Raw genomic sequence first — 20,881 nt, 5'->3', positions numbered from 1 at the left:
CGCCCAGTCGCCGCCATCGGGCAGGACCAGCCAGCCCGCGCCCTGCGGGCGCAGGCGGATGTCGGCGGGCGTATGCGCCAGCACCGGCGGCTCGGCATCGACGGCGAAGCCGAACTTGCCGGGCACCGGCGGCGCGTCGGGCGCGATCATCGCCCGGGCGATGGCCTCGGCCGCCTGCCAGGCCGCGCCGCCCACCGGGGCGAAGGGCGACAGGATGACGTTGCGCCGCGCCTCGGCCTCGGGGCTGTCGTCGAGCAGGCCGAGGCGGGCGAGCGCGGCGGTCGCCTCGCCATGGCCCCGGGCGTCGAAGCCGCGCAATTGCAGGTTGGCGCGGCTGGTCAGGTCCATCAGGCCGTTGCCATGGCTCCAGGACAGGTCGGCAATGGCCTGCGCCTGTCCGGGTTCCAGCCGGCCGTTGCGGGCGCGGATGCGCAGGACCAGCCCGTCGCCGGAGGCCATCGGCCGCAATGCGCCGGGGCACCAGCCCTTGACCGCGAAGCTCATGGCGCCGCCCCGGCCAGCACCGAGTTGCGCCGCGTGGTCCAGAGGCCCGCATCGAGCAGCCGCGTGAAGAGCGCGCGCATGGCGGCCAGCGCGGCGGGGTTTTCGCGCTGCATGAAGGCCAGGACCTCGGGCCGGCCCAGAGTCGCGTCGTGATAGAGGTCGAAAAGATGCCCGGGCACCACCCCGGCCAGATTGGCGAAGGCGGCCATGTGGTCGAGCGTCGCCGCGATCTCGGCCGCGCCGCGGAACCCGTGCCGCATCATGCCGTCGGCCCAGGCCGGATTGGCGGCGCGGGCGCGGGTGACGCGGGCGATTTCCTCGGCCAGGGTCCGGGCGCGGGGCTGGCCGGGGCGGGTGGCGTCGAGGTGGTAGAGCGCCGGCGCCGGCGCGCCGATTCGGGCCATGGCGGCGGCGAAGCCCGCCTCATGCGCGGCATGGTCGCCGGCCAGAAGCAGGTCGGATTCCGGCAGGTCCTGCGCGTGGACGAAGGCGTCGGCCCCGGCCAGCCGGTCGCGGATCGCCTGTGGCTGGTGGCTGATCCGGCCATCGGCGGCGATGGCGTGGCTCGAAGCGGCCAGCCATGCCTCGCCCGCCGCCTGCCGGGCCTCCTCGGTGAAGGTTTCGGCCAGATCGGCAAGGCCGAGGCCGTAGAGCCCCGGTTTCGGGCCGAAGACGCGCGGGGTGCGGGTGCGATAGGGATTGTCCGCGGGGGCCTCGTCGCGGGCGGAGAGCGCCGCGGCCCCGGTCTCGAACAGCTGCGCGAGGCCGGGGAAGATGTCGCGGAACAGGCCCGAGACCCGCAACGTCACGTCGATGCGCGGCCGGCCCAGTTCGGCCAGCGGCAGGATCTCAATGCCGGTGACGCGGCCCGAGGCGCCGTCCCAGCGCGGGCAGAGGCCGGCCAGATGCAGCGCCATGGCGAATTCCTCGCCCGCCGTGCGCATGGTGGCGCTGCCCCACAGGTCCACGACCAGGCCTTTCGGCCAGTCGCCATGGTCCTGCAGGTGGCGGCGCAGCAGCTCCTCGGCCAGCTTCACCCCTTGGGCATGGGCATTGCGGCTGGGCACGGCGCGCGGATCGACGGCATAAAGGTTGCGCCCGGTCGGCAGCACGTCCAGCCGCCCTCGCGCCGGCGAGCCGGAGGGGCCAGGCACCACGCGACGCCCCGAGAGCGCGCGGGCCAGCCCCTCGGTTTCGCCCGCGGCGGTGCCATAGACGTGCAGCCCGTCGCCGAAGCGGCTGTCCTTCAAGTCGCAGAGGAAGCGGTCGATCAGCGGGATCGCCTCGGCGGCCGCGGCGTCGGGGGGCAGGCCCAGGTCGGATTCCACCCCTGCCGCGCGGGCCTCGTCGCGGATGGCCGCGATCAGCCGGTCTCGGCGGCGCGGGTCCAGCCCGTCGGCGGTGGAATATTCGTCCAGCAGCCGTTCCAGATGCGCCAGGTTCTCGGGGATGGCGGAGTCGACCAGCGGCGGCGGCAGGTGGCCCAGCGTCACGGCCGAAAGCCGGCGCTTGGCCTGCGCGGCCTCGCCCGGGTCGTTGACAATGAAGGGATAGATCACCGGCAGGTCGGCCAGCAGCGCCTCGGGCCAGCATTCGTCCGACAGCGCCACGGATTTCCCCGGCAGCCATTCCAGCGTGCCATGCGCGCCCATGTGGATCAGGACCTCCGCTCGCGTCCGCAGCCAGAGGTAGAAGGCGACGTAGTCGTGGCGCGGCGTGCGGGTCAGGTCGTGGTAGTCGTCGGCGCGGGTCTTCACCTCGCCGCGTTCGGGTTGCAGGGCGATCAGGTCGGCGCCGTGGCGGAGGGCGGCGAAATGGAAGCCCTCGGCCGGCGGCTCGCCCCATGCCGCCTGCAGGTCGTCCTGCAGGCGTCGCGGCAGGCGGGCCAGCGCCTGCCGGTAATCCGAAAGCGGCCAGTGGACGCGCTCGGTGGTCAGCCGTTGACCCAGGTCGTCATGCGTAAGCCCGAGGATCGCGCCGCAGGATGCCAGCGCGTCCAGCCCCACCGCATGGGCGAGCTGATGCGCCTTGCCGGGATAGGTGGACAACACCACCGCCCGCCGCGGCGCCGGCAGGCCGAGCCAGGCCTTGATGCGCGCCACCGCGGCCTCGATGCGGCCCATATCGGGGGCATGGATCACACGGGCGAATTGCAGGTCGGGGTCGCGCTCTTGCGGTTCCTTGAAGCTGATCGCGCCCAGGAAGATGCGGCCATCGACCTCGGGCAGCACGACATGCATGGCCAGGTCGGCGGCGGAAAGGCCGCGCTCCTCGGCTGCCCAAAGGGTGCGCGGCGCGGTGGACAGCGCCACCTGGAAGACCGGGCAGTCTGCGGCGTCAAAGGGCGTCGCGCCCGCATCGTCGCGGGCCGAAAAGGCGGTCAGGTTCACCACCGCCGCAAGCCCGGGCAGATGCGGCGCCAGCCAGTCGGCGAAGCCCGGCGCCTTGAGCGAGGGCGCGAAGACCCCGGTCGCCGCCAGCCCCGCCGCGCGCAGGGTGCGGATCATCGCATCCACCGGCGCCAGGTCGGCCGAGGTCAGGTAACTGCGATAGAAGCTGACCAGCACGCCGGGCTCGGGGCGGTCGATCACGCCGCGGTCGGGATCGTAGAAGCCGAAATCCGGGATCGCGGCCTCGCCACGGACCGGGGCGGCGGCCAGTCCTGCCGCCTGCGCCAGTTCCGCCAGCGCCATCTGCGCCGCGACCGCACCGCCCTGGTCGCAGAGCGCCGAAAGCTGGCGCAGCAGCGGCACCGGCAGGGTCGAGAAACGGTCCAGCGTCGGATCGGGGCGCCCGTCCGCCGGCAGCAGGGCCAGCGCGATGCCGCGGCGGCGGGCAAGGTCTTGAAGGCTGGCCACGCCATAGGGCCAATAGGGCTCGCCGCCGATCAGCCGGACCAGCACGGCACGGGCGCCGGACAGCGTCGCCTCGCAATATTGGTCGACCGAGACCGGGTGCCGCAGCGCCGCGAGGTTGCAGAGCCGCAGCGTGGGCAACCCGCCGGCCGCCCGGCGCCAGCCCGCCGCGAAAGCGCCGAGGTCGCTGTCGGAATAGGACAGCACCACCAGGTCGGCGGGGCTTTGGCCGGGGTCGGTCGGGACCTCGGTTTCCTCAAGCCCACGGCTTTCGCGAAAGACGACGTGCATGGCTTACGCGGCCAGGACCGCCCGGATCGCGGTCTCGTCGATGTCGTCATGCTCGGCGATCACCACCAGGCGCGAGGCGCGGGGCCCGTCCCCCCAGGGCCGGTCGTATTGGTGCCGCACCCGCTCGCCCACCGCCTGCACCAGCAGGCGCATTGGCTTGCCGGCGACGGCGACATGGCCCTTGACCCGCAGGATGTTCTGTTCGCGCGCCAGCCGCTCGATGCGCGCGGCAAGCTCGGCGGGGTCGGCGATCTCGGCCAGCTCGATCACCACCGAGTCGAAATCGTCATGCTCGTGGTCGTCGGCGCCGTCGTGATGGCTGGGGCGGGCGGCAAGATCGTCCTCGGCCGCGGCACCCAGACCAAGGATCACCCGCGGGTCGATCACCCCGTCGGTCAGCGGCAGGATCGGCAGCTTGCGCGGCGCCTCGGCCTCGATCACCGCGCGGGCGGCGGCCAGCCCGTCCTCGCCGGCCAGGTCGGCCTTGGAGAGCAGCACGATGTCGGCGCAGGCGATCTGGTCCTCGAACACCTCGGAGAGCGGCGTCTCGTGGTCGAGGCTGTCGTCGGCGGCGCGCTGCGCCTCGACCGCGGCTTCGTCGGGGGCGAAGCGGCCGGCGGCCACCGCCTCGGCATCGGCCAGCGCGATCACCCCGTCCACGGTGATGCGCGAGCGGATCGCCGGCCAGTCGAAGGCCTTCAGCAAGGGCTTGGGCAGGGCAAGGCCCGAGGTCTCGATCAGGATGTGGTCGGGTTTCACCGGCATCGCCATCAGCCGCTCCAGCGTCGGGATGAAATCGTCGGCCACGGTGCAGCAGATGCAGCCGTTCGACAGTTCCATGATGTTCTCGGCCGGGCAGTTCTCGTCGGCGCAGGATTTCAGGATCTCGCCGTCGACGCCCATGGTGCCGAATTCATTGACCAGCACCGCCAGCCGCTTGCCCTGCGGGTTCAGCATCAGGTGGCGGATCAGCGTGGTCTTGCCGGCGCCGAGAAAGCCGGTGATGACGGTCACGGGGGTCTTGGTCAGGTCGGTCATGGGCTACCCAATCGGAGGAATGCGCGCGAGGCTGCGCTTGCGGAAAATCGTGACGCGCTCGCGCCAGGGCACGATGCCGTCGGGGGCGCCGGCATAGGCGGCGGCGCCGGCCAGGATTTCGGGCGCGTCCTCGGCCGACATGCGGCCGTAGACATAGGTCCAGCGACCGGGGGCGGATAGCGCGATGGCCGCGCCGCTGGCGCAGGCCGACAGGCATTCGACCGGGACGATGCGCACGCCATCCGGTGCGCCTTCGGCGGTCAGCGCGTCGTGCAGCCGCGCGCCGGGCACCGGCTCGCCCTCAAGCACCGGCTGGCCGGCGCGGCAGGTGATGCAGACATGCAGCGTGACCGTCATGCGCCCTTCATCCGTTATGGCGGCAGGGCGCAGGGGCGCGAATGCCCCAAGCCCCAGCGGGAACACCCCGTCCGCCGGTCGATCCTTCTGCGCTGGCAGGTCTCCCGGCTTGCGGATTCGGGCCTTGGCCCACGGCCGCCCCGCCTTCCCGGCTTTCGCCAGTGGCTTCGGGGCGACCTCTCCGGTCACGGTCGCGGGGGCGGCTGCTTCCAGGCGGTTGCCTGTCGCATTCCCTCTTCGCCTGTCATAGGACAGGAACCAGCGCCCCCTGTCTGTGCGCGCCCGGTCCCGACTTGTCAAGCGAAGGAGTGCCCGATGCAGACCGACGACAACGCCCGCCACGCCGAGAAGATGGCGAAGATCAAGACCGCCCGCGACCGGATGATGGCCGGGAAGCAGGGCGAGAAGGGGCTGATCATCGTCCATACCGGCAAGGGCAAGGGCAAGTCCTCGTCCGGCTTCGGGATGATCCTGCGCTGCATCGCCCATGGCATGCCCTGTGCCGTCGTGCAGTTCATCAAGGGCGCCTGGGACACCGGCGAGCGGCGGCTGCTGACCGCGCATTTCGGAGACCTGTGCCAGTTCCACGCCATGGGCGAGGGCTTCACCTGGGAAACCCAGGACCGCGCGCGCGACATCGCCGCCGCCCGCGCCGGCTGGGAAAAGGCCAAGGCGCTGATCCGCGATCCGGCCATTCGCATGGTCTTGCTGGACGAGATCAATATCGCGCTGCGCTATGACTACCTGGACCTGGACGAGGTGCTGGCCTTCCTGCGCGACGAAAAGCCGCCGATGACCCATGTCGTGCTGACCGGGCGCAACGCGAAACCGGACCTGATCGCGGCGGCCGATCTGGTGACCGAGATGGAGCAGGTCAAGCATCCGTTCCGCGACGGCATCAAGGCGCAACCGGGGGTGGAATTCTAGGCCCGGCTGCTGTCATCTGGGCGTCGCGGAGTTTCTGCGACAAGAACGAGTGATCACGAAAGGATATTTCCACATGTTTTTGAAACAAGGCCTTGTTGCGCTGCTGGCCTTCTGCCCGGTCTCGGCGGCCTGGGCCGTGCCCGCCACCGAGGAGGGGGCGGCGCGGCTGCGGGGCGTTTTCCAGACCTATTTCGGCGGCACCGAAGGCGTGGTCAGCGTCACCCCGCAGGGTGAAAGCTATGAGCTGAAGATCGACCCGGCGCCGCTTCTGGCGCAGGTTCCCGCCGAGCAGGCGCAGATCAGCGTCTCGGCCCTGACCTATCGGCTGACCGACAACGGCGACGGCAGCTGGGGCGTCAGCGAGGATCAGGTGCTGAGCTGGTCTGTGGTGGTGCCGAAGATGTTCGAGCAGAAGGGCTCGACCAGGATCGAATCGACCGGCACCTGGGACGAATCGCTGATGAGCTTCCGCGAGCAGCAGGCGGTGATGACGGATTACGTCATCGATTCCGTGCAATACGCGCCGCCTCTGCCGCCGCCCGCGTCCGAGCCGGGCGCCGAGCCAGCGCCCGAGCAGGCGCCGGAAGAGCCGCAGGTCGCGTCGCGCGATCACCAGCGCACCGCGCGGATGGAGATGTCCCTGAGCGGCACGGCCGGCAAGGCCGGCGGCGTCGACCAGGCCATGAGCTTCACCGCCGAGGAGCTGGAGCAGACGCAGGAGATCGTGATGGGTCCGGGCGGCCAGCCGATGCAGATCAGCATCACCGCGCCCGGCTATGACGGCAGCGGCCGGATCACCGGCGCCCGCACCGAGGGCGTGCTGTCCCTGCTGGCCTGGTTCGTCGCCCATCCCTCGCAAGAGCTGATCAAGGGCTCGCAGGAGACGCTGCGCGACCGGGTCAGCGCCGCCATGCCGCTGTGGGACGATCTGTCGATGGATGCGGCGGTGCGCGATCTCAAGGTCGGCACGCCGCTGGGCGAGTTCGGGCTGGCCTCGGCCAGGGTGATGGTCGGCATGTCCGGGGTCACCGCCGACGGCCGCCTGCAGGAGCAGGTGGCGCTGTCGGGTCTCAGCGTGCCCGAGGGCGTGCTGCCGTCCTGGGTCACGCCGATCCTGCCGCAAGAGGTGACGCTGGACTTCACCGCCTCGGAATTCGACCTGGCGGCGCCGGCGAAGATGCTGATCGAGGCCGTCGACCTGACCGCCGAGGATCCCTTCGCCAAGCTGGATCCGACGCAGCTGCAGGCGGCGCTGCTGCCGCAGGGCAAGGCGGCGCTGACGCTCGCGCCCTCGCAGATCAAGGGCGACGGCTACCGGATCGACTATCGCGCCGCCATCGCGGTCGGCGCTGACGCACCGCCGAACGGCTCGGCGCTGATTTCGGCGACCGGGCTCGACAAGGTCGAGGCGGCGCTGGCTGCCGCGCCGCAGGAACAGGCCGGCCAGCCGCTGATGATGCTGCGCATGGCCCGCGCCATGGCCAAGCCCGGCGCGAGCGGCGAGAATGTCTGGGATATCCAGATGCCCGAGGGCGGCGGCCCCGTCACCGTCAACGGCCAGCCCATGGGCCCGGCCACCTCGCAGCCCTGAAGCGGGCGGCCCCGCCCGATACGGCGGGGCCTTTCAGCGCCGCTGCCAGTCCGGGGCGGTGTTCTGCTGCCAGCCGGCGCGATGCAGCAGCGGGGTGTCGTCGGTGAAGTCCGGCCAGCCGAGGCAGAGCAGCGCGGTGAACTCCCAGCCTTGCGGCACCTGCAGCAAGGCGGTGATCCGCGCCGGATCGAGGATCGAGACCATGCCGAGACCCAGGTTGCGCGCTCGCGCCGCCAGCCACAGCGTATGGATCGCCATGGCGGTGGATTGCTGCAGCGTGCGGGCCATGGTGGCGCGGCCCAGGTGATGGCCCTCGGCCGGGTCGATCTCGGTAAAGACCGCCAGCCAGACCGGCGCGCGGTCCAGCCCGGCCAGTTTCAGCGCGTCGTATTCCTGCCGCTGCCGGCCCTGGTAGCGGGTGGCTGCCTCGGCATTGCAGCGCAGGAAATCGGCGCGGATCGCGGCGCGCAGGGCGGGGCTTTCGACCCGGATCACCCGCCATGGCCGCGAATTGCCGACCGAGGGCGCCAGCTCCATCGCCGCGCGCAGCTCGTCCAGCAGCGGCGCGGGGACCGGATCCTCGCGGAAATGCCGCACGTCGCGGCGCCAGCGCAGGATGCGGTCCAGGGCGGCGCGATCCTCGGGGCCGAACTCCATCAGGGCGCTGCGCAGATGGCGCTGTCTGGCAGGCCCTCGGCGCCCGCGCGGATGGCGACGGGCCGGTCGGGCACGGTCAGCTCGACGGCAAGCGGTCGGCCGGAGACGGTCAGCGGCCGGTGGTCGTTGGCGTTCAGCTCGACCCGCAGCCGGTCGCCGGGCTCCAGCGTCTCGAGATGGCGGGCCGGGCCGTAGAGCCGGGCGATCTTGCGGCCGTTCAGGTAAAGATGCGCGTGCCCCTCGCCCGGCCGGGGCGACAGGCCGGCATGTTCGGGGGCGAAGCAGAAGCCCTGCAGCTGCAGGAACAGGTTCCAGCCCGAGACGCTGTCGGGCTCCAGCCGGGCCGCGGCGCTGGCGCTGTCGGCCGGCAGGTCGAGGGGCGCGCCGTGGGCATGCGCCGCCGCCCCGGCGGTGGCCGCGCCATGGCCGTGCGCGCCGTGGTCATGGCTGTCCAGGGTGATGCCGTTGGCGGCGGCGATGACGAAGCCCAGGCCGCCGCCGAAGATCAGGCCGATCAGCAGCATCGGGATCGAGCGATCCATGTCTGTCCCCCGGTTCATGGCCAGGCCGGGCACGGTTCGCGCCCGGCCGAAAGGGTTTTCGGCCCGGATCAGGCCGGTTGCGGAACGGGTGCCCGCTGGCCCTCGCGTTGCCAGAACCAGCCGGTCAGCAGGCCGAGCAGCGCCCAGGCCATGGCCCCGGCTCCCAGCGCGCGGCCGGCGAATTCGGCCGAAAGCTCGGGCGGGACCGGGCCGCTATAGGTCTCGGGCTGCGGCGCGCCGATCAGATGCGGCGCCAGGATCAGCACGACCGCGATGGCCCAGGCGGCCCAGCCCTTGCCGAAGGCGATCAGCCACAGCGCCAGCCCGGTGGCGATGGCGGTGCCCAGCCACCAGATGGCGCGCAGCTGCACGTCGGCGGCGGCCACGCCCGGCACCTCGGGCGCCAGGCCGAAGGCGGGGGCGAGCTGCATGGTCAGGTAGCCGGCAAGCCCCCAGAGCAGCCCCTGCCGGGCCGTGACCGCATGGCCCCGCGCCTCGGCCGCCGCCATCAGCGCCACCAGCATCAGCCCGTAGCCGGCATAGACCAGCATGGTGAACAGCACCGAAAGCATGTTGCGGGTCCACTCGAAGGGGCCGAGATCCGGATGCGCGCTGACCGCCTCGGCGCCGAAATGCGCCAGCTGCCCGGATTCGTAAAGCTCGGCATGCAGCAGCACCGGCTGCACGAACCAAAGCTGCAACAGGGCGGCAATCAGCCCGGTTGCAGCGCCAGCGATCAATCCGCTGGTCAGAATGCGCGAGAACATGTCAGTGGCAGGGGAAGCCGGTGGCGTGACGCACGTCATGGGCGGCATCATGCAGGGTCTCGGCCTGCACCAGCCCGGACATGAAGATCAGCCCGAAGCCGATGGCGAAGGCGGCCACGGCGGGAAACAGCACCGAGGCGCGGCCGGCGCCCGCGGCGGTTGCGGATTTTGCGGTCATGCTTGACCCTTTCCTTTGGTCGTCCAACCCGACGACGTTGCGGTTTCATGCATCGGCAGGTCTCCTGGCTTGCGGGTCAAGGCCGACGCCCGCCTTCCCGGCCGGATGGCCAGTGGCATGATGGACGCCCGCTCTCCGCTTACAGTCGCGGGGGCGGCTGCGGATTTGGCCCCGGATGGTCGGGGTCGCACCGCATTCCCTTTTGGCCCCGGAAGGGGCACCGATACACGCATATGTTATCTGCGATGCCGTGGCGGCGGCAAGCGGAATCGGGGCGAAGGTTGCGGGCGGGGTCGAATACCGGGCGACGGGCCGGCGAGCGGCGCTGTCGCATGAGTATTTGGAGAACGAAGAAAATGCCGGGGGATCGGCGGCGAGCGGCAAGCGGCTTGTCCGGATCAGCGGGCCGGCGGCCAGTCCAGATCGACCCAGACCAGCCGGTGCGCGGAAGCGGTCAGCACGGCTTCGGCCAGCGGGCCGTCGGCGGGCCAGAACACGCCTGAGTCCTGCACCGTGAGGCCCTTGGCCGGCAGAACGTAATCGACGCGCAGGTTGCCCGGCGGCTTGTCGTCGGGCCAGTCGCCGGTATCCAGCGCCGGATCGCCCTTGTGGCCGGCGTTCACGCCGCCCTTGGCCGCCGCGCCCCCGGCGCTGCGGGGCCGGGGGTCGGTGACATGCGCCATGATCGCGGCCAGCGCCTCGGGCCGGCCCTCGCTGTCCATGGGGTCCATGTTCAGGTTGCCGGCCAGCACGAAGGGCGCTTCGGGCAGGTGGTGCAGCCAGAAGGCCAGCTCGTCATGGTTGCGCCGGCCGTTCAGGTCCTCGGGCCCGTCGAAGACCGGCGGCGTCGCGGACATGGCGAGCAGGTGCAGCGGGCTGCCCGCCACGGTCACCACCACGTCCCAATGCGCGGTCGAGGACAGCCGGCGCACCGCCGCCACCTCCTCGGGCAGCACCGGCATCAGGTGGCCGGGCAGGTCGCGCCACAGGAAGTCCGTGTCATCCGTCACCGGCCCGATCGGGTGGCGCGACAGGATCGCCATGCCGCCCTGGCCCGAGAACGTGCCGAAGCCCTGCGCATCGTCGGCCGTGCCCAGCCGCCCGTCGGCGTTCAGGTCCAGCCCGGTCGCCATGCCGGCATTCGGCCGGGCGGCGAAACGGTGCGGATAGTCCAGCCCGGCCTCGGCCAGCCTTGCGGCAAAGGCGTCCAGCGCCCGGCCGTCCAGATCCCAGTCGAAATCGGTCAGCAGCAGGATGTCGGGCCGGGTCTCGGCCAGCACGGCGACGACCGCGGCGATTTGCGCATCCTCGCGGCCAAGGTCGCGCAACAAAAGGCCCGGCCCGTCGCGCGACAGGTCGGGGCTGTAGGTGGCAATCCGCAAGGGCTCGGCCTGGGCGGCAAGGCCGAGGGCGGCCAGCAGTGCCGCCCCGGCAAGCGCCCTTACACCCAAGGCCGGCTCTGGGCCATCTGCGCCTCGAACGTGTCGATGGCGCCGGCCTTTTCCATGGTCAGGCCGATATCGTCCAGCCCGTTCAGCAGGCAGTGGCGGCGGAACGGATCCAGCTCGAAGGGGAAGCTCTGGCCGTCCGAGGTGGTCACGGTCAGGTTTTCCAGGTCCACGGTCATGCGGGCGTTGGCGCCCTTCTTGGCGTCCTCCATCAGCACCTCCACCACCTCGGGTGGCATGACGATGGGCAGGATGCCGTTCTTGAAGCAGTTGTTGTAGAAGATGTCGGCGAAGCTGGTGGAGATCACGCAGCGGATGCCGAAATCCAGCAGCGCCCAGGGCGCATGCTCGCGCGACGAGCCGCAGCCGAAATTGTCGCCGGCGACGATGATCTGCGCCTCGCGCCAGGCCGGCTGGTTCAGCACGAAATCCGGGATCTCGTTGCCTTCGGCGTCGTAGCGCATCTCGTCGAACAGGTTCTTGCCCAGACCCGAGCGATGGATCGTCTTCAGGAACTGTTTCGGGATGATCATGTCGGTGTCGATATTGACCAGCGGCATGGGTGCCGCGATGCCGGTCAGGGTGGTGAACTTGTCCATGTCTTGATCCTCGCAGAATTGACTTGGGGCGCGTGCGCCCGTTAACCGAGACCCGAGCGGCGCCTGGCGCCATGGCTATGCGGGTCTTGCTGATGTTTTTCGGGTTTTCGAGTTTCGCCGCCCTGTGCGCCTGCATTGCGCGCGACTGGACGCCGCAGATCGGCGACCCCGAGATCACCGGCTGGCTGACGGTGCTCTCGTATCTTCTTTGCCTGTTCCTGGCGGTGAAGGTGCTGCGCCGCCGGCCGGCCGGCGCGGCGCGCGGGCTGTGGCTGGCGATCGCCGGGCTGATGGCGGCCCTCGCGGTGAACAAGCAGCTGGACCTGCAGACGGCGCTGACCGCCACCGGGCGCTGCATGGCCCGGGCGCAGGGCTGGTACGACAGCCGCTACCTGGTGCAGCTGGCCTTTATCGCCGGGCTGGTGCTGGGCGTGGCGGTCGCGCTGCTTTGGGCGACGAAGGCCCTGCGCGGGCAGATGCGCCGCAACGGCCTGGCCCTGCTGGGGCTGGCCGTGCTGTGCGGCTTCGTGCTGGTGCGCGCGGTGGGCTTTCATCATGTCGACAGGCTCCTCAGCCTGGATTTCGCGAACCTGGCCTTCAATTTCTGGTTCGAGAATGCAGGGCTGTTTCTGATCGCGGTCAACGCCTTGCTGCTGCTGCGGCGGGGCCGCTAGGGGCCCCGCCCGAAGCATCAGACGGTTTCCGCCAGAAGCTCGCGCACATCGGTCAGATGGCCCTTGATGCCCGCCGCGGCCGCCATGACCGGCGACATCAGATGCGTGCGGCCGCCGCGGCCCATGCGCCCCTCGAAGTTGCGGTTCGAAGTGGCGGCGCAGCGCTCGCCCGGCGCCAGCTGGTCGGGGTTCATGCCCAGGCACATCGAGCAGCCGGCCAGCCGCCATTCGAAGCCGGCGTCGGTGAAGATCTTGTCCAGCCCCTCCTCCTCGGCCTGCATCCTGACCAGGCCCGAGCCCGGCACCACCATGCCGCGCACGCCCGGCGCCAGCTTGTGGCCCTTGAGGATGGCGGCGGCGGCGCGCAGATCCTCGATCCGGCCGTTAGTGCAGGATCCGATGAAGACCGCGTCGATCCTGATCTCGTTCAGCGGGGTGCCCGGCTTCAGGCCCATGTAGTCGAGGCTGCGGCGCGCCGCCTCGACCTTGCCGCCCTCGAAATCCTCGGGGGCGGGAACGGTGCCGGTGATCGGCAGCACGTCCTCGGGCGAGGTGCCCCAGGTCACCACCGGGGCGATGTCCTCGGCCCGGATGGTGACGACCTTGTCCCAATGCGCGCCCTCGTCGCTGAAGAGCGTCTTCCACCAGCTGACCGCGGCCTCCCATGCGGCGCCTTTCGGGGCGTGCGGGCGGCCCTTGCAATAGTCGAAGGTCTTTTCGTCCGGGGCGATCAGGCCGGCGCGGGCGCCGCCCTCGATGGCCATGTTGCAGACGGTCATGCGGCCTTCCATCGACAGGTCGCGGATCGCCTCGCCGCAATATTCGATGACATAGCCGGTGCCCCCGGCGGTGCCGGTCTTGCCGATCACCGCCAGCGTGATGTCCTTGGCGGTGACGCCGGGACGCAGCTTGCCGGTGATCTCCACCTTCATGTTCCTGGATTTCTTCTGGATCAGCGTCTGGGTGGCCAGGACGTGTTCCACTTCCGAGGTGCCGATGCCATGCGCCAGCGCGCCGAAGGCGCCATGCGTCGCAGTGTGGCTGTCGCCGCAGACCACGGTCATGCCGGGCAGGGTCCAGCCCTGCTCCGGGCCGACGATATGGACGATGCCCTGGCGGATGTCCGACATCGGATAGTAGTTCAGCCCGAATTCGCGGGCGTTCTTGTCCAGCTCGGCGACCTGGATGCGGCCCTCGGGGTTCTCGATGCCGTTCACGCGGTCGGCGGTGGTGGGAACGTTGTGGTCCGGCACGGCGATGGTCTGGTCGGGGCGGCGCACCTTGCGCCCGGCCATGCGCAGCCCCTCGAAGGCCTGGGGCGAGGTCACTTCATGCACCAGGTGGCGGTCGATATAGAGGATGCAGGTGCCGTCGTCGGAGCGCTCGACCACATGGGCATCGAAGATCTTGTCGTAGAGGGTGCGGGGCGCGCCCGCGTTCGTGTTGCCGGTCATGGCTGTCTCTTTTCTGGAAGACTAGCTGGGAATTCGGAGAGGGGATGCCGCAGCCTGCGGCAGGGCGCGCGCAGGCGCCGTCACCCGTCAAAGTCGCGCGGTGACGGACAGGCTTTCGCCGTAGAACCGGCCCGGCAGGCGGGCGCGGTCGTGAATGTCGAAATAGACGAATCCTCGCATGCGGGCAGTATTACGCCGAATTGACCCTGTATTCAATATCGCCACACGGGGCTGTTAATTCCATCTTGAAGAATGCTGCCTATCTTTCCGGCCAAGGGATACGGAAAGGACCGATCATGCTGATTCGCTTCATCCTGCGGGCGCTGCCGCTGTTCGGGGTCGCAGCCTTCACCCTGGCGGTCTATCTGGCGCATACGCCGGCCGAACGGGCGCGGGAACTGGCGCAGCTGGAAAGCCGGCCCCTGGTCTGGCCGGCCGGGCTGGTCAAATGCCCGGATCACGCCGGAAATCTGCCGCTTGCGGCCTGCCTGCCCCGGGACGCGTCCAGAAATCCGCCGCCGCCGGATTGAGCAGCCGCGATTCCGTGCTACATTATAAGGGCCCCTGCGCCGGGGGAGATCGGCGCGATGACCGGAGGATGAACCCCTGTCCAATTTCGTCTCGCCGGCCCCTGCGCCGGCTGCGACCACCGCGGAGCCCGGGCTGACGAGCGATCAGCTACTGGCCCGCATTCTAGCCTCTCTCGACGACGACAAGGCCGAGGAAGTCGTGACCATCGACTTGCGCGGCCGTTCGGCCATGGCCGATCACATGGTGATCGCCTCGGGCCGCAACGCGCGCCAGGTGGCCTCGATCGCCGAGAAGCTGGTCGAGCGCCTGAAGCAGCAGACCGGCCGCTCCGCCCGCATCGAGGGCAAGGAGACCGGCGATTGGGTGCTGATCGACACCGACGACGTGATCGTCCATGTCTTCCGCCCCGAAGTGCGCGAATTCTACCAGCTGGAAAAGATGTGGATGCCCGCCGACGCACTGCGCTCGGCGACGCTGGAGCGGATGCGCGCCGATCACGCGGCCGAAGAGGCCCGCGACAGCCGGAACTAGGATGCGCATGGTCATTGCCGCGGTCGGGCGGCTGCGGCAAGGCCCCGAGGCGAAGCTGATCGCCGATTACCTCGACCGCCACGCCAAGGCGGGCCGCAGCCTGGGCCTGCCCCCCGTCACCCTGGCCGAGGTCGAGGACAGGCGCGGCGGCGGCATGGCCGCCGAGGCGCCGCTGCTCTTGAAGGCCATTCCCGAAGGCGCCGCGACCGTCGTGCTGGACGAACGCGGCCAGATGCTGTCCTCGCCGGAATTGGCCGCGCGGATCGCCGGCTGGCGCGACCAGGCCCGCGACGTGGCCTTCGTCATCGGCGGCGCGGACGGCATCGACCCGGCCTTGCGCGACCGCGCCGACCTGGCCATCAGCTTCGGCCGCATGGTCTGGCCGCATATGCTGGTCCGGGTCATGCTGGCCGAGCAGATCTACCGCGCCACCACCATCCTGGCCGGCAGCCCGTATCACCGGGAATGAGAACCGGGCAAAGCCTCCGGAACCGTTAAGATTTTAGGCGCTATTCCGGCGGCGTGCCGGTGAAGATCCGGCTTTTCCGGTTATGATGGGATCGTTCCATAACCAGTCTCCGGGTGCAGCATGATTCCCGTCGCCAACCAGATCCAGAGCCTGGCGGGCCCCGCCGCGGCCCCCGCCGCCAGAACCGCCGAGGCCCCGCTTGTCGCCCAGGCGCCGCCCCGCCTGCCGCCGGTCGAGGAAACTGCCCCGGCCAGCGAGGATGTGCGGCTGGGCCGCGACGGCATCGGCCAGGCCCGCCAGGCCGGGACCGGCGGCCGCAAGTTGCAGGCGCCGGTCCGGCCCGCTGCCGGGGATGCCGACAGCCCGCAGGACCGGGCGGTGTTCCGCGCCCGGGTGATCAAGTTCCTGACCGCGATCTATGGCGATGACGAGGCATTCCTGCGCGCACTGAGGCGCGGCACCATCGTCGTGCGCGCTGTCGAGGACCAGCCCGAGCCCGAGATGCGCCCCGAACTGACCTATGCGATCTATCGCGAGGGCGTGGCCCAGGCGCAGCAATTCGCCCCCGACTTGGCGAGACGGCGCCGCTCTGGCGGCCCGCCGGTCAGCGTCGGGCCGCATGATTTCATCGCCTGGTGGCCGAAATAGCGGGTGCCGTCCGCCTTCCCGGCAATGGCGCTTCAAGGCTGCGGGCGGGCCGGGGGTGCCCCCGGCCGATGCTCTCGACGCCTTGTCCGCCGCCACGACAAGGCTCATCCGCCCGTATCCTCGGGGCTGACAATGCCTGGACCGGCTGACGCTGCCGCAATGCGCCGCCGAGGCGAGCCTAAAAGGCCGAGCCTGCGGCGCGCTCGTCAGGGAGTGGGCGTCGCCCATCTGTCGACGGCCCGCCCGCGGTCTCGACAAGGCCTATCAGTCCCGGACCTTCCGGGCCGATGATGCACAGCCGGCACCGCGCTGAAAGGCGCCGCCCCCGTGTGCGGCTGGCTGCGGCAGAGGGAACCGCCATCGGCCGATGCTCGAGCCCCGATGGGGCCGCTTCGCCAAGGTCACGGCCGATGCGACCTTGCGACAGGGCGCAAGGCAGCAGCCCACGGCACGCCCGTCAAGGGCAGGGGGTCACCCATTTGTCGATGATCTCGACCGCCTCGTCCGCGGTCTCGACGAAGCTCATCAGCTGCAGGTCCTCGGGGCTGATAGTGCCGGCATCGGCCAGGGCCTGCCAGTTGATGACCTGGTGCCAGAATTCCGGCCCGAACAGGATGAAGGGCACCCGCTTCATGCGGCCGGTCTGGATCAGGGTCAGCGCCTCGAAGGTCTCATCCAGGGTGCCGAAGCCGCCGGGGAACACGGTCACCGCGCGGGCGCGCATCAGGAAATGCATCTTCCTGATGGCGAAATAGTGGAAGTTGAAGCACAGGTCCGGCGTCACATAGGCATTCGGCGCCTGCTCGTGCGGCAGGACGATGGACAGGCCGATCGAGATGCCGCCGGCCTCGTGCGCGCCCAGGTTGCCGGCCTCCATCACCCCGGGGCCGCCGCCGGTGCAGATGACGTTCTCGGCGCCATAGCTGTCCAGGCTGCGCTCGGTCATCATCCGGGCGAAGCGGCGTGCTTCCTCGTAGTAATGCGACAGCGCGGCCAGGGTCGGGGTGCGCGCCGTCTCGCGCTGCCCGGGCGCCGGGATCCGCGAGCCGCCGAACATGACGATGGTCGAGCGGATGCCGCGTGCATCCATGATCATCTGCGGCTTCAGCAGCTCCAGCTGCAGCCGCACCGGGCGCAGCTCCTCGCGCAGCAGGAATTCGTTGTCGGTGAAGGCCAGCCGATAGGCCGGGGCCCGGGTCTGGGGCGTGTCGGGCAGGGTGCGGGCGACCGCCACGTCCTGCTGGCTGTCGCGAAACGGATGGTGGCGGTCGTCTTCTTCTCTCATCCAAACCTCTGGCACGAACTGCCGCACATTGCGCGGCCGCAGCCCCCGGCTTATAGCCCTTGGGCAACAGTTTCCACCCGAGAGAGGCCAGACCATGTCGAATGACGCCCTTGAAGCCGCCATCGAATCCGCCTGGGAGATCCGCGACCAGATCACGCCCGCCACCAGGGGCGAGACGCGCGACGCCGTCGAGGCGACGCTGGAGGCGCTGGACAAGGGTGCGCTGCGCGTGGCCGAAAAGCGCGGCCAGGACTGGCACGTCAATCAATGGGCGAAAAAGGCGGTGCTGCTGGGCTTCCGCCTGAAGGACATGGAGATCCATGCCGGCGGGCCGCAGGGCGGCACCTGGTGGGACAAGGTGGACAGCAAATTCGCGCATTGGGGCCAGGCGCAATGGCAGGCCGCCGGCTTCCGCGCCGTGCCGAACTGCGTCGTGCGCCGCTCGGCCTATATCGCCAGGGGCGTGGTGCTGATGCCCAGCTTCGTGAACCTGGGCGCCTATGTCGACGAGGGCACCATGGTCGATACCTGGGCCACCGTCGGCTCTTGCGCGCAGATCGGCAAGAACGTGCACCTGTCGGGCGGCGTCGGCATCGGCGGCGTGCTGGAGCCGATGCAGGCCGGCCCGACCATCATCGAGGACAACTGTTTCATCGGCGCCCGGTCCGAGGTGGTCGAGGGCTGCATCGTCCGCGAGGGCTCGGTCCTGGGCATGGGGGTCTTCATCGGCAAGTCCACCAAGATCGTCGACCGCGAGACCGGCGAGGTCATGTATGGCGAGGTGCCGGCGGGCTCGGTGGTAGTCGCCGGCTCGATGCCCTCGAAGAACGGCGTGAACCTGTATTGCGCGGTGATCGTGAAGCGCGTCGATGCGCAGACCCGCTCCAAGACCTCGATCAACGAGCTGCTGCGCGACTGACCTGTTGCAGCCCTGCACCGGACTCACCCGCGCGTGAGTCCGGCGTGAAACCCAAGCGCCGGTGCTGCGTTCAACCCCGACAGGTATCCTGAAAGCGGAGTTTCACATGCAGGGTTTGGGTTGGCTGGCCGCGATCATCGTCGGCGGTCTTGCGGGCTGGATCGCCAGCAGCATCATGAAGGCGGATACGGGGATCATCCTCAACGTCATCCTGGGCATCGTCGGCGCCATCGTCGGCAATGCGCTTCTGGGCCTGGTCGGGCTGAACGCCCAGGCCGGCAGCTGGCTTGCGCAGGGCGTCGCCGGGCTGATCGGCGCGGTGGTGCTGATCTGGCTTTACCGCGCGGTGGCCGGATAGCGAAAGCGGGGCGGGGTTTCCCGCCCCTTTTCAGGTTAGGCGGTAAAATTCAGGCGGTGAAATCCGCCTGTTTCGCCCCGGTGATGCGGACCAGATCCTCCGGCGCGATGGCGAAGACGTGGCGCGGCGTCCCGGCCGCCGCCCAGACCGTCTCGAAATCCAGCAGGCGCGGATCCAGCCAGGCCTGGACCTGCCGCAGATGCCCGACCGGCGCGACCCCGCCGATGGCGAAGCCGGTCTCGGCCCGGATCAGGTCCGCATCGGCCTTGCCGAGGCTCTGCCCCGCCAGCGTCGTTGCCTTGGCCGGATCGACGGTTGCCGCCGGCGGTCAGGAACAGCACGACATGGCCGGTCGTCTCGCCGCGGAAGATGATCGACTTGGCGATCTGGTCGACTGCGCAGCCGACCGCGGCCGCCGCACCCTCGGCGGTGCGGGCGCTGTCGTCGGTCTCACGGATCTCGACGGCAAGCCCGGCCGCCTGCAGCGCCGATTGCACCCGCTTCAAGCTCTTGCTCATTGTCTCTCCCTCCGGTTTCGGGCGATATGACGCGAAAATGCAGCAAGGAAAAGCCATGGCCCAGCAGGTCTACACGCTTCTGGTCGAGGTCGGCCGCGCCGCGGATGACGGCCTGCCCGAAGGCGCCAGCGGCGCGGCGCTGGTCTGCTACGCCTCGGGCACGACCGAGGAGGAGGCGGTGCGCGAAACCGTCGCCATCCTGAAACAGGCCGGGCTGGCGCCCATCGAGGTCACCGGCCATGGCAGCATCGACGAACGGCTGGCCGAGGGCCACGAGATCCCCGAGGAGGAGCGCGCCCTGATGGACCGGGCGCTCAACGAGAACGCGGTGATCGTGGCGCAGATGGAGCCGCTTTACGGCGATGGGGATGAGGAAGGCGACGCCTGATCGGCCCCTATCCAGCCGCGCCGGGCTGGGCTAGACTGGCCGCAACCAGAAGAAAAGCCCATGAACGAGCAACGGAACGGACAGGCAGAATGACCAGACGCATTTCCCGCATCGCGGCCTCGGCGGTGCTGATCCTCGCCCTTGCCGGTTGCGGCGTCTCGCTGAACCAGAGCCCGGGCGGCCTCGGCGGCAATTTCGGCGGCCTGCCCACGGCGGGCGGGCAGGGCTCCGAGGCCGGCTTCCAGAACTGGGTGCAAAGCTTCCGCCCGCGCGCGCTGGCGGCCGGAATCTCGCCCGGCACCTTCGACAGCGCCATGGCGGGGGCGCATTACCAGCCCAGCATCGTGGCGCTCGACCGCAAGCAAAGCGAATTCACCAAGCCGATCTGGGACTATCTCGACGGCGCCATCGGCACCCGCGTCGCGACCGGCCGATCCAGGGCGGCGCAATATGCCGGCACGCTTTCCGCCATCGAATCGCGCTACGGTGTCCCGCGCGAGGTGGTGTTGGCGGTCTGGGGCATGGAGTCGAATTTCGGCGCCGGCCGCGGCAGCACCCCGATCGTGCCGGCCTTGGCGACGCTGGCCTATGACGGCAGGCGCGGCGAATTCTTCGCCGGTGAGCTGGTGGCGGCGCTGCGCATCATCCAGTCCGGCGACGTGGACAGCGCCCATATGGTCGGCAGCTGGGCCGGGGCCATGGGGCATACGCAGTTCATGCCCTCGTCCTTCCTCTCCCACGCCGTCGATTTCAACGGCGACGGCCGCCGCGACATCTGGTCGGATGACCCGACCGACGCGCTGGCCTCGACGGCATCCTACCTGCGCCAGAACGGCTGGCGGCCCGGCGAGAGCTGGGGGACCGAGGTGATCCTGCCGCCGGGCTTCGACTTCAACCATGCCGGCAAGTCGGTGCAGCATTCCGGCAGCCAATGGGCGGCGATGGGGGTGCGCACGGTCAGCGGCGCGCCGGTGCCCTCGGGCTCGATCCTCGCCCCGGCGGGATCGCGCGGCCCGGCCTTCCTGATCACGGAAAACTTCCGCGCCATCCTGAAATACAACGCCTCGGACAGCTATGCGCTGGCGGTGGCCTATCTGGGCGACGCCATCGCCGGCCGGCCCGGCATCCAGGGCAGCTGGCCGCGCGGCGACCGCGCGCTGTCGAACAGCGAAAAGGCCGAGATCCAGCGCCTGCTGATGGCCAAGGGCTTCGACACCGGCGGCGTGGACGGCAAGCTCGGCAGCCGCTCGACCGAGGCGATCAAGGCCTTCCAGCGTTCGCGCGGCGTGACGCCCGACGGCTATGCCGATACGCGGCTGCTGGCCATGCTGCGCAGCTAGGAAAAAGGGCGG

The 20,881-nt window shown here is 70.0% G+C and carries 22 protein-coding genes, 2 pseudogenes and 2 riboswitches; of the genes and pseudogenes, 11 read left to right on the top strand and 13 right to left on the bottom strand.

Annotation, left to right across the window (positions count from 1 at the left end; translation table 11 throughout):
* From I9P22_RS09310 to I9P22_RS09295, 4 genes and pseudogenes are all read right to left on the bottom strand, one after another.
* A pseudogene (locus I9P22_RS09310) lies at positions 1–504 on the bottom strand (precorrin-3B synthase); the annotation flags it as partial.
* Positions 501–3,650 carry a cobaltochelatase subunit CobN gene (gene cobN / locus I9P22_RS09305; protein ID WP_199259211.1) on the bottom strand — a complete coding sequence of 1,050 codons (3,150 nt, stop codon included), beginning with the start codon at positions 3,648–3,650 and terminating at the stop codon, positions 501–503. The gene cobN and the pseudogene I9P22_RS09310, both read right to left, overlap by 4 nt.
* Positions 3,651–3,653: 3 nt before the next feature.
* Entirely contained in the window at positions 3,654–4,688 is a 1,035-nt protein-coding gene (cobW, locus tag I9P22_RS09300; protein WP_199259210.1) for a cobalamin biosynthesis protein CobW, read from the bottom strand.
* Between the two features lie 3 nt (positions 4,689–4,691).
* Positions 4,692–5,045: a DUF1636 family protein gene (locus I9P22_RS09295; RefSeq protein WP_028713200.1), complete on the bottom strand. Its 354-nt coding sequence runs from the start codon at positions 5,043–5,045 to the stop codon at positions 4,692–4,694.
* Positions 5,046–5,122: 77 nt separating this feature from the next.
* A riboswitch (cobalamin riboswitch) is annotated at positions 5,123–5,323 on the bottom strand.
* Positions 5,324–5,360: 37 nt separating this feature from the next.
* Between I9P22_RS09295 and cobO the strand changes: the two genes are divergently transcribed.
* Positions 5,361–5,972: a cob(I)yrinic acid a,c-diamide adenosyltransferase gene (gene cobO, locus I9P22_RS09290; protein ID WP_199259209.1), complete on the top strand. Its 612-nt coding sequence runs from the start codon at positions 5,361–5,363 to the stop codon at positions 5,970–5,972.
* A 73-nt stretch (positions 5,973–6,045) separates the two neighbouring features.
* Positions 6,046–7,563 (top strand): hypothetical protein, encoded by a 1,518-nt coding sequence (locus I9P22_RS09285; RefSeq protein WP_199259208.1) that lies wholly within the window; start codon positions 6,046–6,048, stop codon positions 7,561–7,563.
* A 33-nt stretch (positions 7,564–7,596) separates the two neighbouring features.
* On the opposite strand, the gene bluB is transcribed toward I9P22_RS09285, so the two are convergent.
* The 6 genes from bluB to leuD all read right to left on the bottom strand — a co-directional run bounded on the left by bluB (position 7,597) and on the right by leuD (position 11,754).
* Positions 7,597–8,220 carry a 5,6-dimethylbenzimidazole synthase gene (gene bluB, locus I9P22_RS09280; RefSeq protein WP_199259207.1) on the bottom strand — a complete coding sequence of 208 codons (624 nt, stop codon included), beginning with the start codon at positions 8,218–8,220 and terminating at the stop codon, positions 7,597–7,599.
* Positions 8,220–8,762: a hypothetical protein gene (locus I9P22_RS09275; RefSeq protein ID WP_199259206.1), complete on the bottom strand. Its 543-nt coding sequence runs from the start codon at positions 8,760–8,762 to the stop codon at positions 8,220–8,222. The genes bluB and I9P22_RS09275 overlap by 1 nt, the downstream gene beginning before the upstream one ends.
* Positions 8,763–8,830: 68 nt before the next feature.
* Entirely contained in the window at positions 8,831–9,529 is a 699-nt protein-coding gene (locus I9P22_RS09270) for a CbtA family protein (RefSeq protein ID WP_199259205.1), read from the bottom strand.
* Between the two features lies 1 nt (position 9,530).
* Entirely contained in the window at positions 9,531–9,707 is a 177-nt protein-coding gene (locus I9P22_RS09265; RefSeq protein ID WP_199259204.1) for a CbtB domain-containing protein, read from the bottom strand.
* A 37-nt stretch (positions 9,708–9,744) separates the two neighbouring features.
* A riboswitch (cobalamin riboswitch) is annotated at positions 9,745–9,947 on the bottom strand.
* A gap of 158 nt (positions 9,948–10,105) precedes the next feature.
* Positions 10,106–11,158, bottom strand: a complete 1,053-nt coding sequence (locus I9P22_RS09260; protein ID WP_199259203.1) for an endonuclease/exonuclease/phosphatase family protein — start codon at positions 11,156–11,158, stop codon at positions 10,106–10,108.
* Positions 11,149–11,754: a 3-isopropylmalate dehydratase small subunit gene (gene leuD / locus I9P22_RS09255; protein ID WP_199259202.1), complete on the bottom strand. Its 606-nt coding sequence runs from the start codon at positions 11,752–11,754 to the stop codon at positions 11,149–11,151. The genes I9P22_RS09260 and leuD overlap by 10 nt, the downstream gene beginning before the upstream one ends.
* A 92-nt stretch (positions 11,755–11,846) precedes the next feature.
* Between leuD and I9P22_RS09250 the strand changes: the two genes are divergently transcribed.
* Entirely contained in the window at positions 11,847–12,428 is a 582-nt protein-coding gene (locus tag I9P22_RS09250; protein WP_199259201.1) for a hypothetical protein, read from the top strand.
* Between the two features lie 17 nt (positions 12,429–12,445).
* Here the strand turns inward: I9P22_RS09250 and leuC are convergent, their stop codons facing one another.
* The gene (leuC, locus tag I9P22_RS09245) at positions 12,446–13,882 is read right to left on the bottom strand and encodes a 3-isopropylmalate dehydratase large subunit (protein WP_199259200.1); all 1,437 of its coding nucleotides are present in this window, start codon (positions 13,880–13,882) and stop codon (positions 12,446–12,448) included.
* A 296-nt stretch (positions 13,883–14,178) separates the two neighbouring features.
* Here leuC and I9P22_RS09240 point away from each other — a divergent pair, with 296 nt between their 5' ends.
* The 4 genes from I9P22_RS09240 to I9P22_RS09225 all read left to right on the top strand — a co-directional run bounded on the left by I9P22_RS09240 (position 14,179) and on the right by I9P22_RS09225 (position 16,061).
* Positions 14,179–14,412, top strand: a complete 234-nt coding sequence (locus tag I9P22_RS09240) for a hypothetical protein (protein WP_199259199.1) — start codon at positions 14,179–14,181, stop codon at positions 14,410–14,412.
* 76 nt (positions 14,413–14,488) lie between these two features.
* Positions 14,489–14,944 (top strand): ribosome silencing factor, encoded by a 456-nt coding sequence (gene rsfS / locus I9P22_RS09235; protein ID WP_408635176.1) that lies wholly within the window; start codon positions 14,489–14,491, stop codon positions 14,942–14,944.
* A gap of 1 nt (position 14,945) precedes the next feature.
* Positions 14,946–15,413 carry a 23S rRNA (pseudouridine(1915)-N(3))-methyltransferase RlmH gene (rlmH, locus tag I9P22_RS09230; RefSeq protein WP_199259198.1) on the top strand — a complete coding sequence of 156 codons (468 nt, stop codon included), beginning with the start codon at positions 14,946–14,948 and terminating at the stop codon, positions 15,411–15,413.
* Between the two features lie 120 nt (positions 15,414–15,533).
* Positions 15,534–16,061: a hypothetical protein gene (locus I9P22_RS09225; protein ID WP_199259197.1), complete on the top strand. Its 528-nt coding sequence runs from the start codon at positions 15,534–15,536 to the stop codon at positions 16,059–16,061.
* A gap of 457 nt (positions 16,062–16,518) precedes the next feature.
* Here the strand turns inward: I9P22_RS09225 and I9P22_RS09220 are convergent, their stop codons facing one another.
* Entirely contained in the window at positions 16,519–17,346 is an 828-nt protein-coding gene (locus I9P22_RS09220; RefSeq protein WP_199259196.1) for an LOG family protein, read from the bottom strand.
* A 94-nt stretch (positions 17,347–17,440) separates the two neighbouring features.
* Here I9P22_RS09220 and dapD point away from each other — a divergent pair, with 94 nt between their 5' ends.
* A complete protein-coding gene (gene dapD, locus I9P22_RS09215; RefSeq protein ID WP_199259195.1) occupies positions 17,441–18,265 on the top strand; it encodes a 2,3,4,5-tetrahydropyridine-2,6-dicarboxylate N-succinyltransferase in 825 nt (274 codons plus the stop codon).
* A 106-nt stretch (positions 18,266–18,371) separates the two neighbouring features.
* Complete coding sequence (locus tag I9P22_RS09210) at positions 18,372–18,623, top strand: GlsB/YeaQ/YmgE family stress response membrane protein (protein ID WP_028713184.1); 252 nt, start codon at positions 18,372–18,374, stop codon at positions 18,621–18,623.
* Between the two features lie 49 nt (positions 18,624–18,672).
* Here the strand turns inward: I9P22_RS09210 and I9P22_RS09205 are convergent.
* Positions 18,673–19,141, bottom strand: a pseudogene (locus I9P22_RS09205) (YbaK/EbsC family protein).
* A gap of 55 nt (positions 19,142–19,196) precedes the next feature.
* Between I9P22_RS09205 and I9P22_RS09200 the strand changes: the two are divergent.
* Together I9P22_RS09200 and I9P22_RS09195 are read left to right on the top strand one after the other, a co-directional pair.
* Complete coding sequence (locus I9P22_RS09200) at positions 19,197–19,529, top strand: hypothetical protein (protein WP_199259194.1); 333 nt, start codon at positions 19,197–19,199, stop codon at positions 19,527–19,529.
* 89 nt (positions 19,530–19,618) lie between these two features.
* Positions 19,619–20,869, top strand: coding sequence for a lytic murein transglycosylase (locus I9P22_RS09195; protein WP_199259193.1), 1,251 nt, complete (start codon positions 19,619–19,621; stop codon positions 20,867–20,869).
* The last annotated feature ends 12 nt before the right edge of the window (positions 20,870–20,881 follow it).

The sequence above is a fragment of the Paracoccus binzhouensis genome (assembly GCF_016446475.1).
Classification (GTDB): Bacteria; Pseudomonadota; Alphaproteobacteria; order Rhodobacterales; family Rhodobacteraceae; genus Paracoccus; species Paracoccus binzhouensis.
Note: the sequence above shows the minus strand (reverse complement) of the source record. Positions and strands in the feature narration are given on the sequence as shown.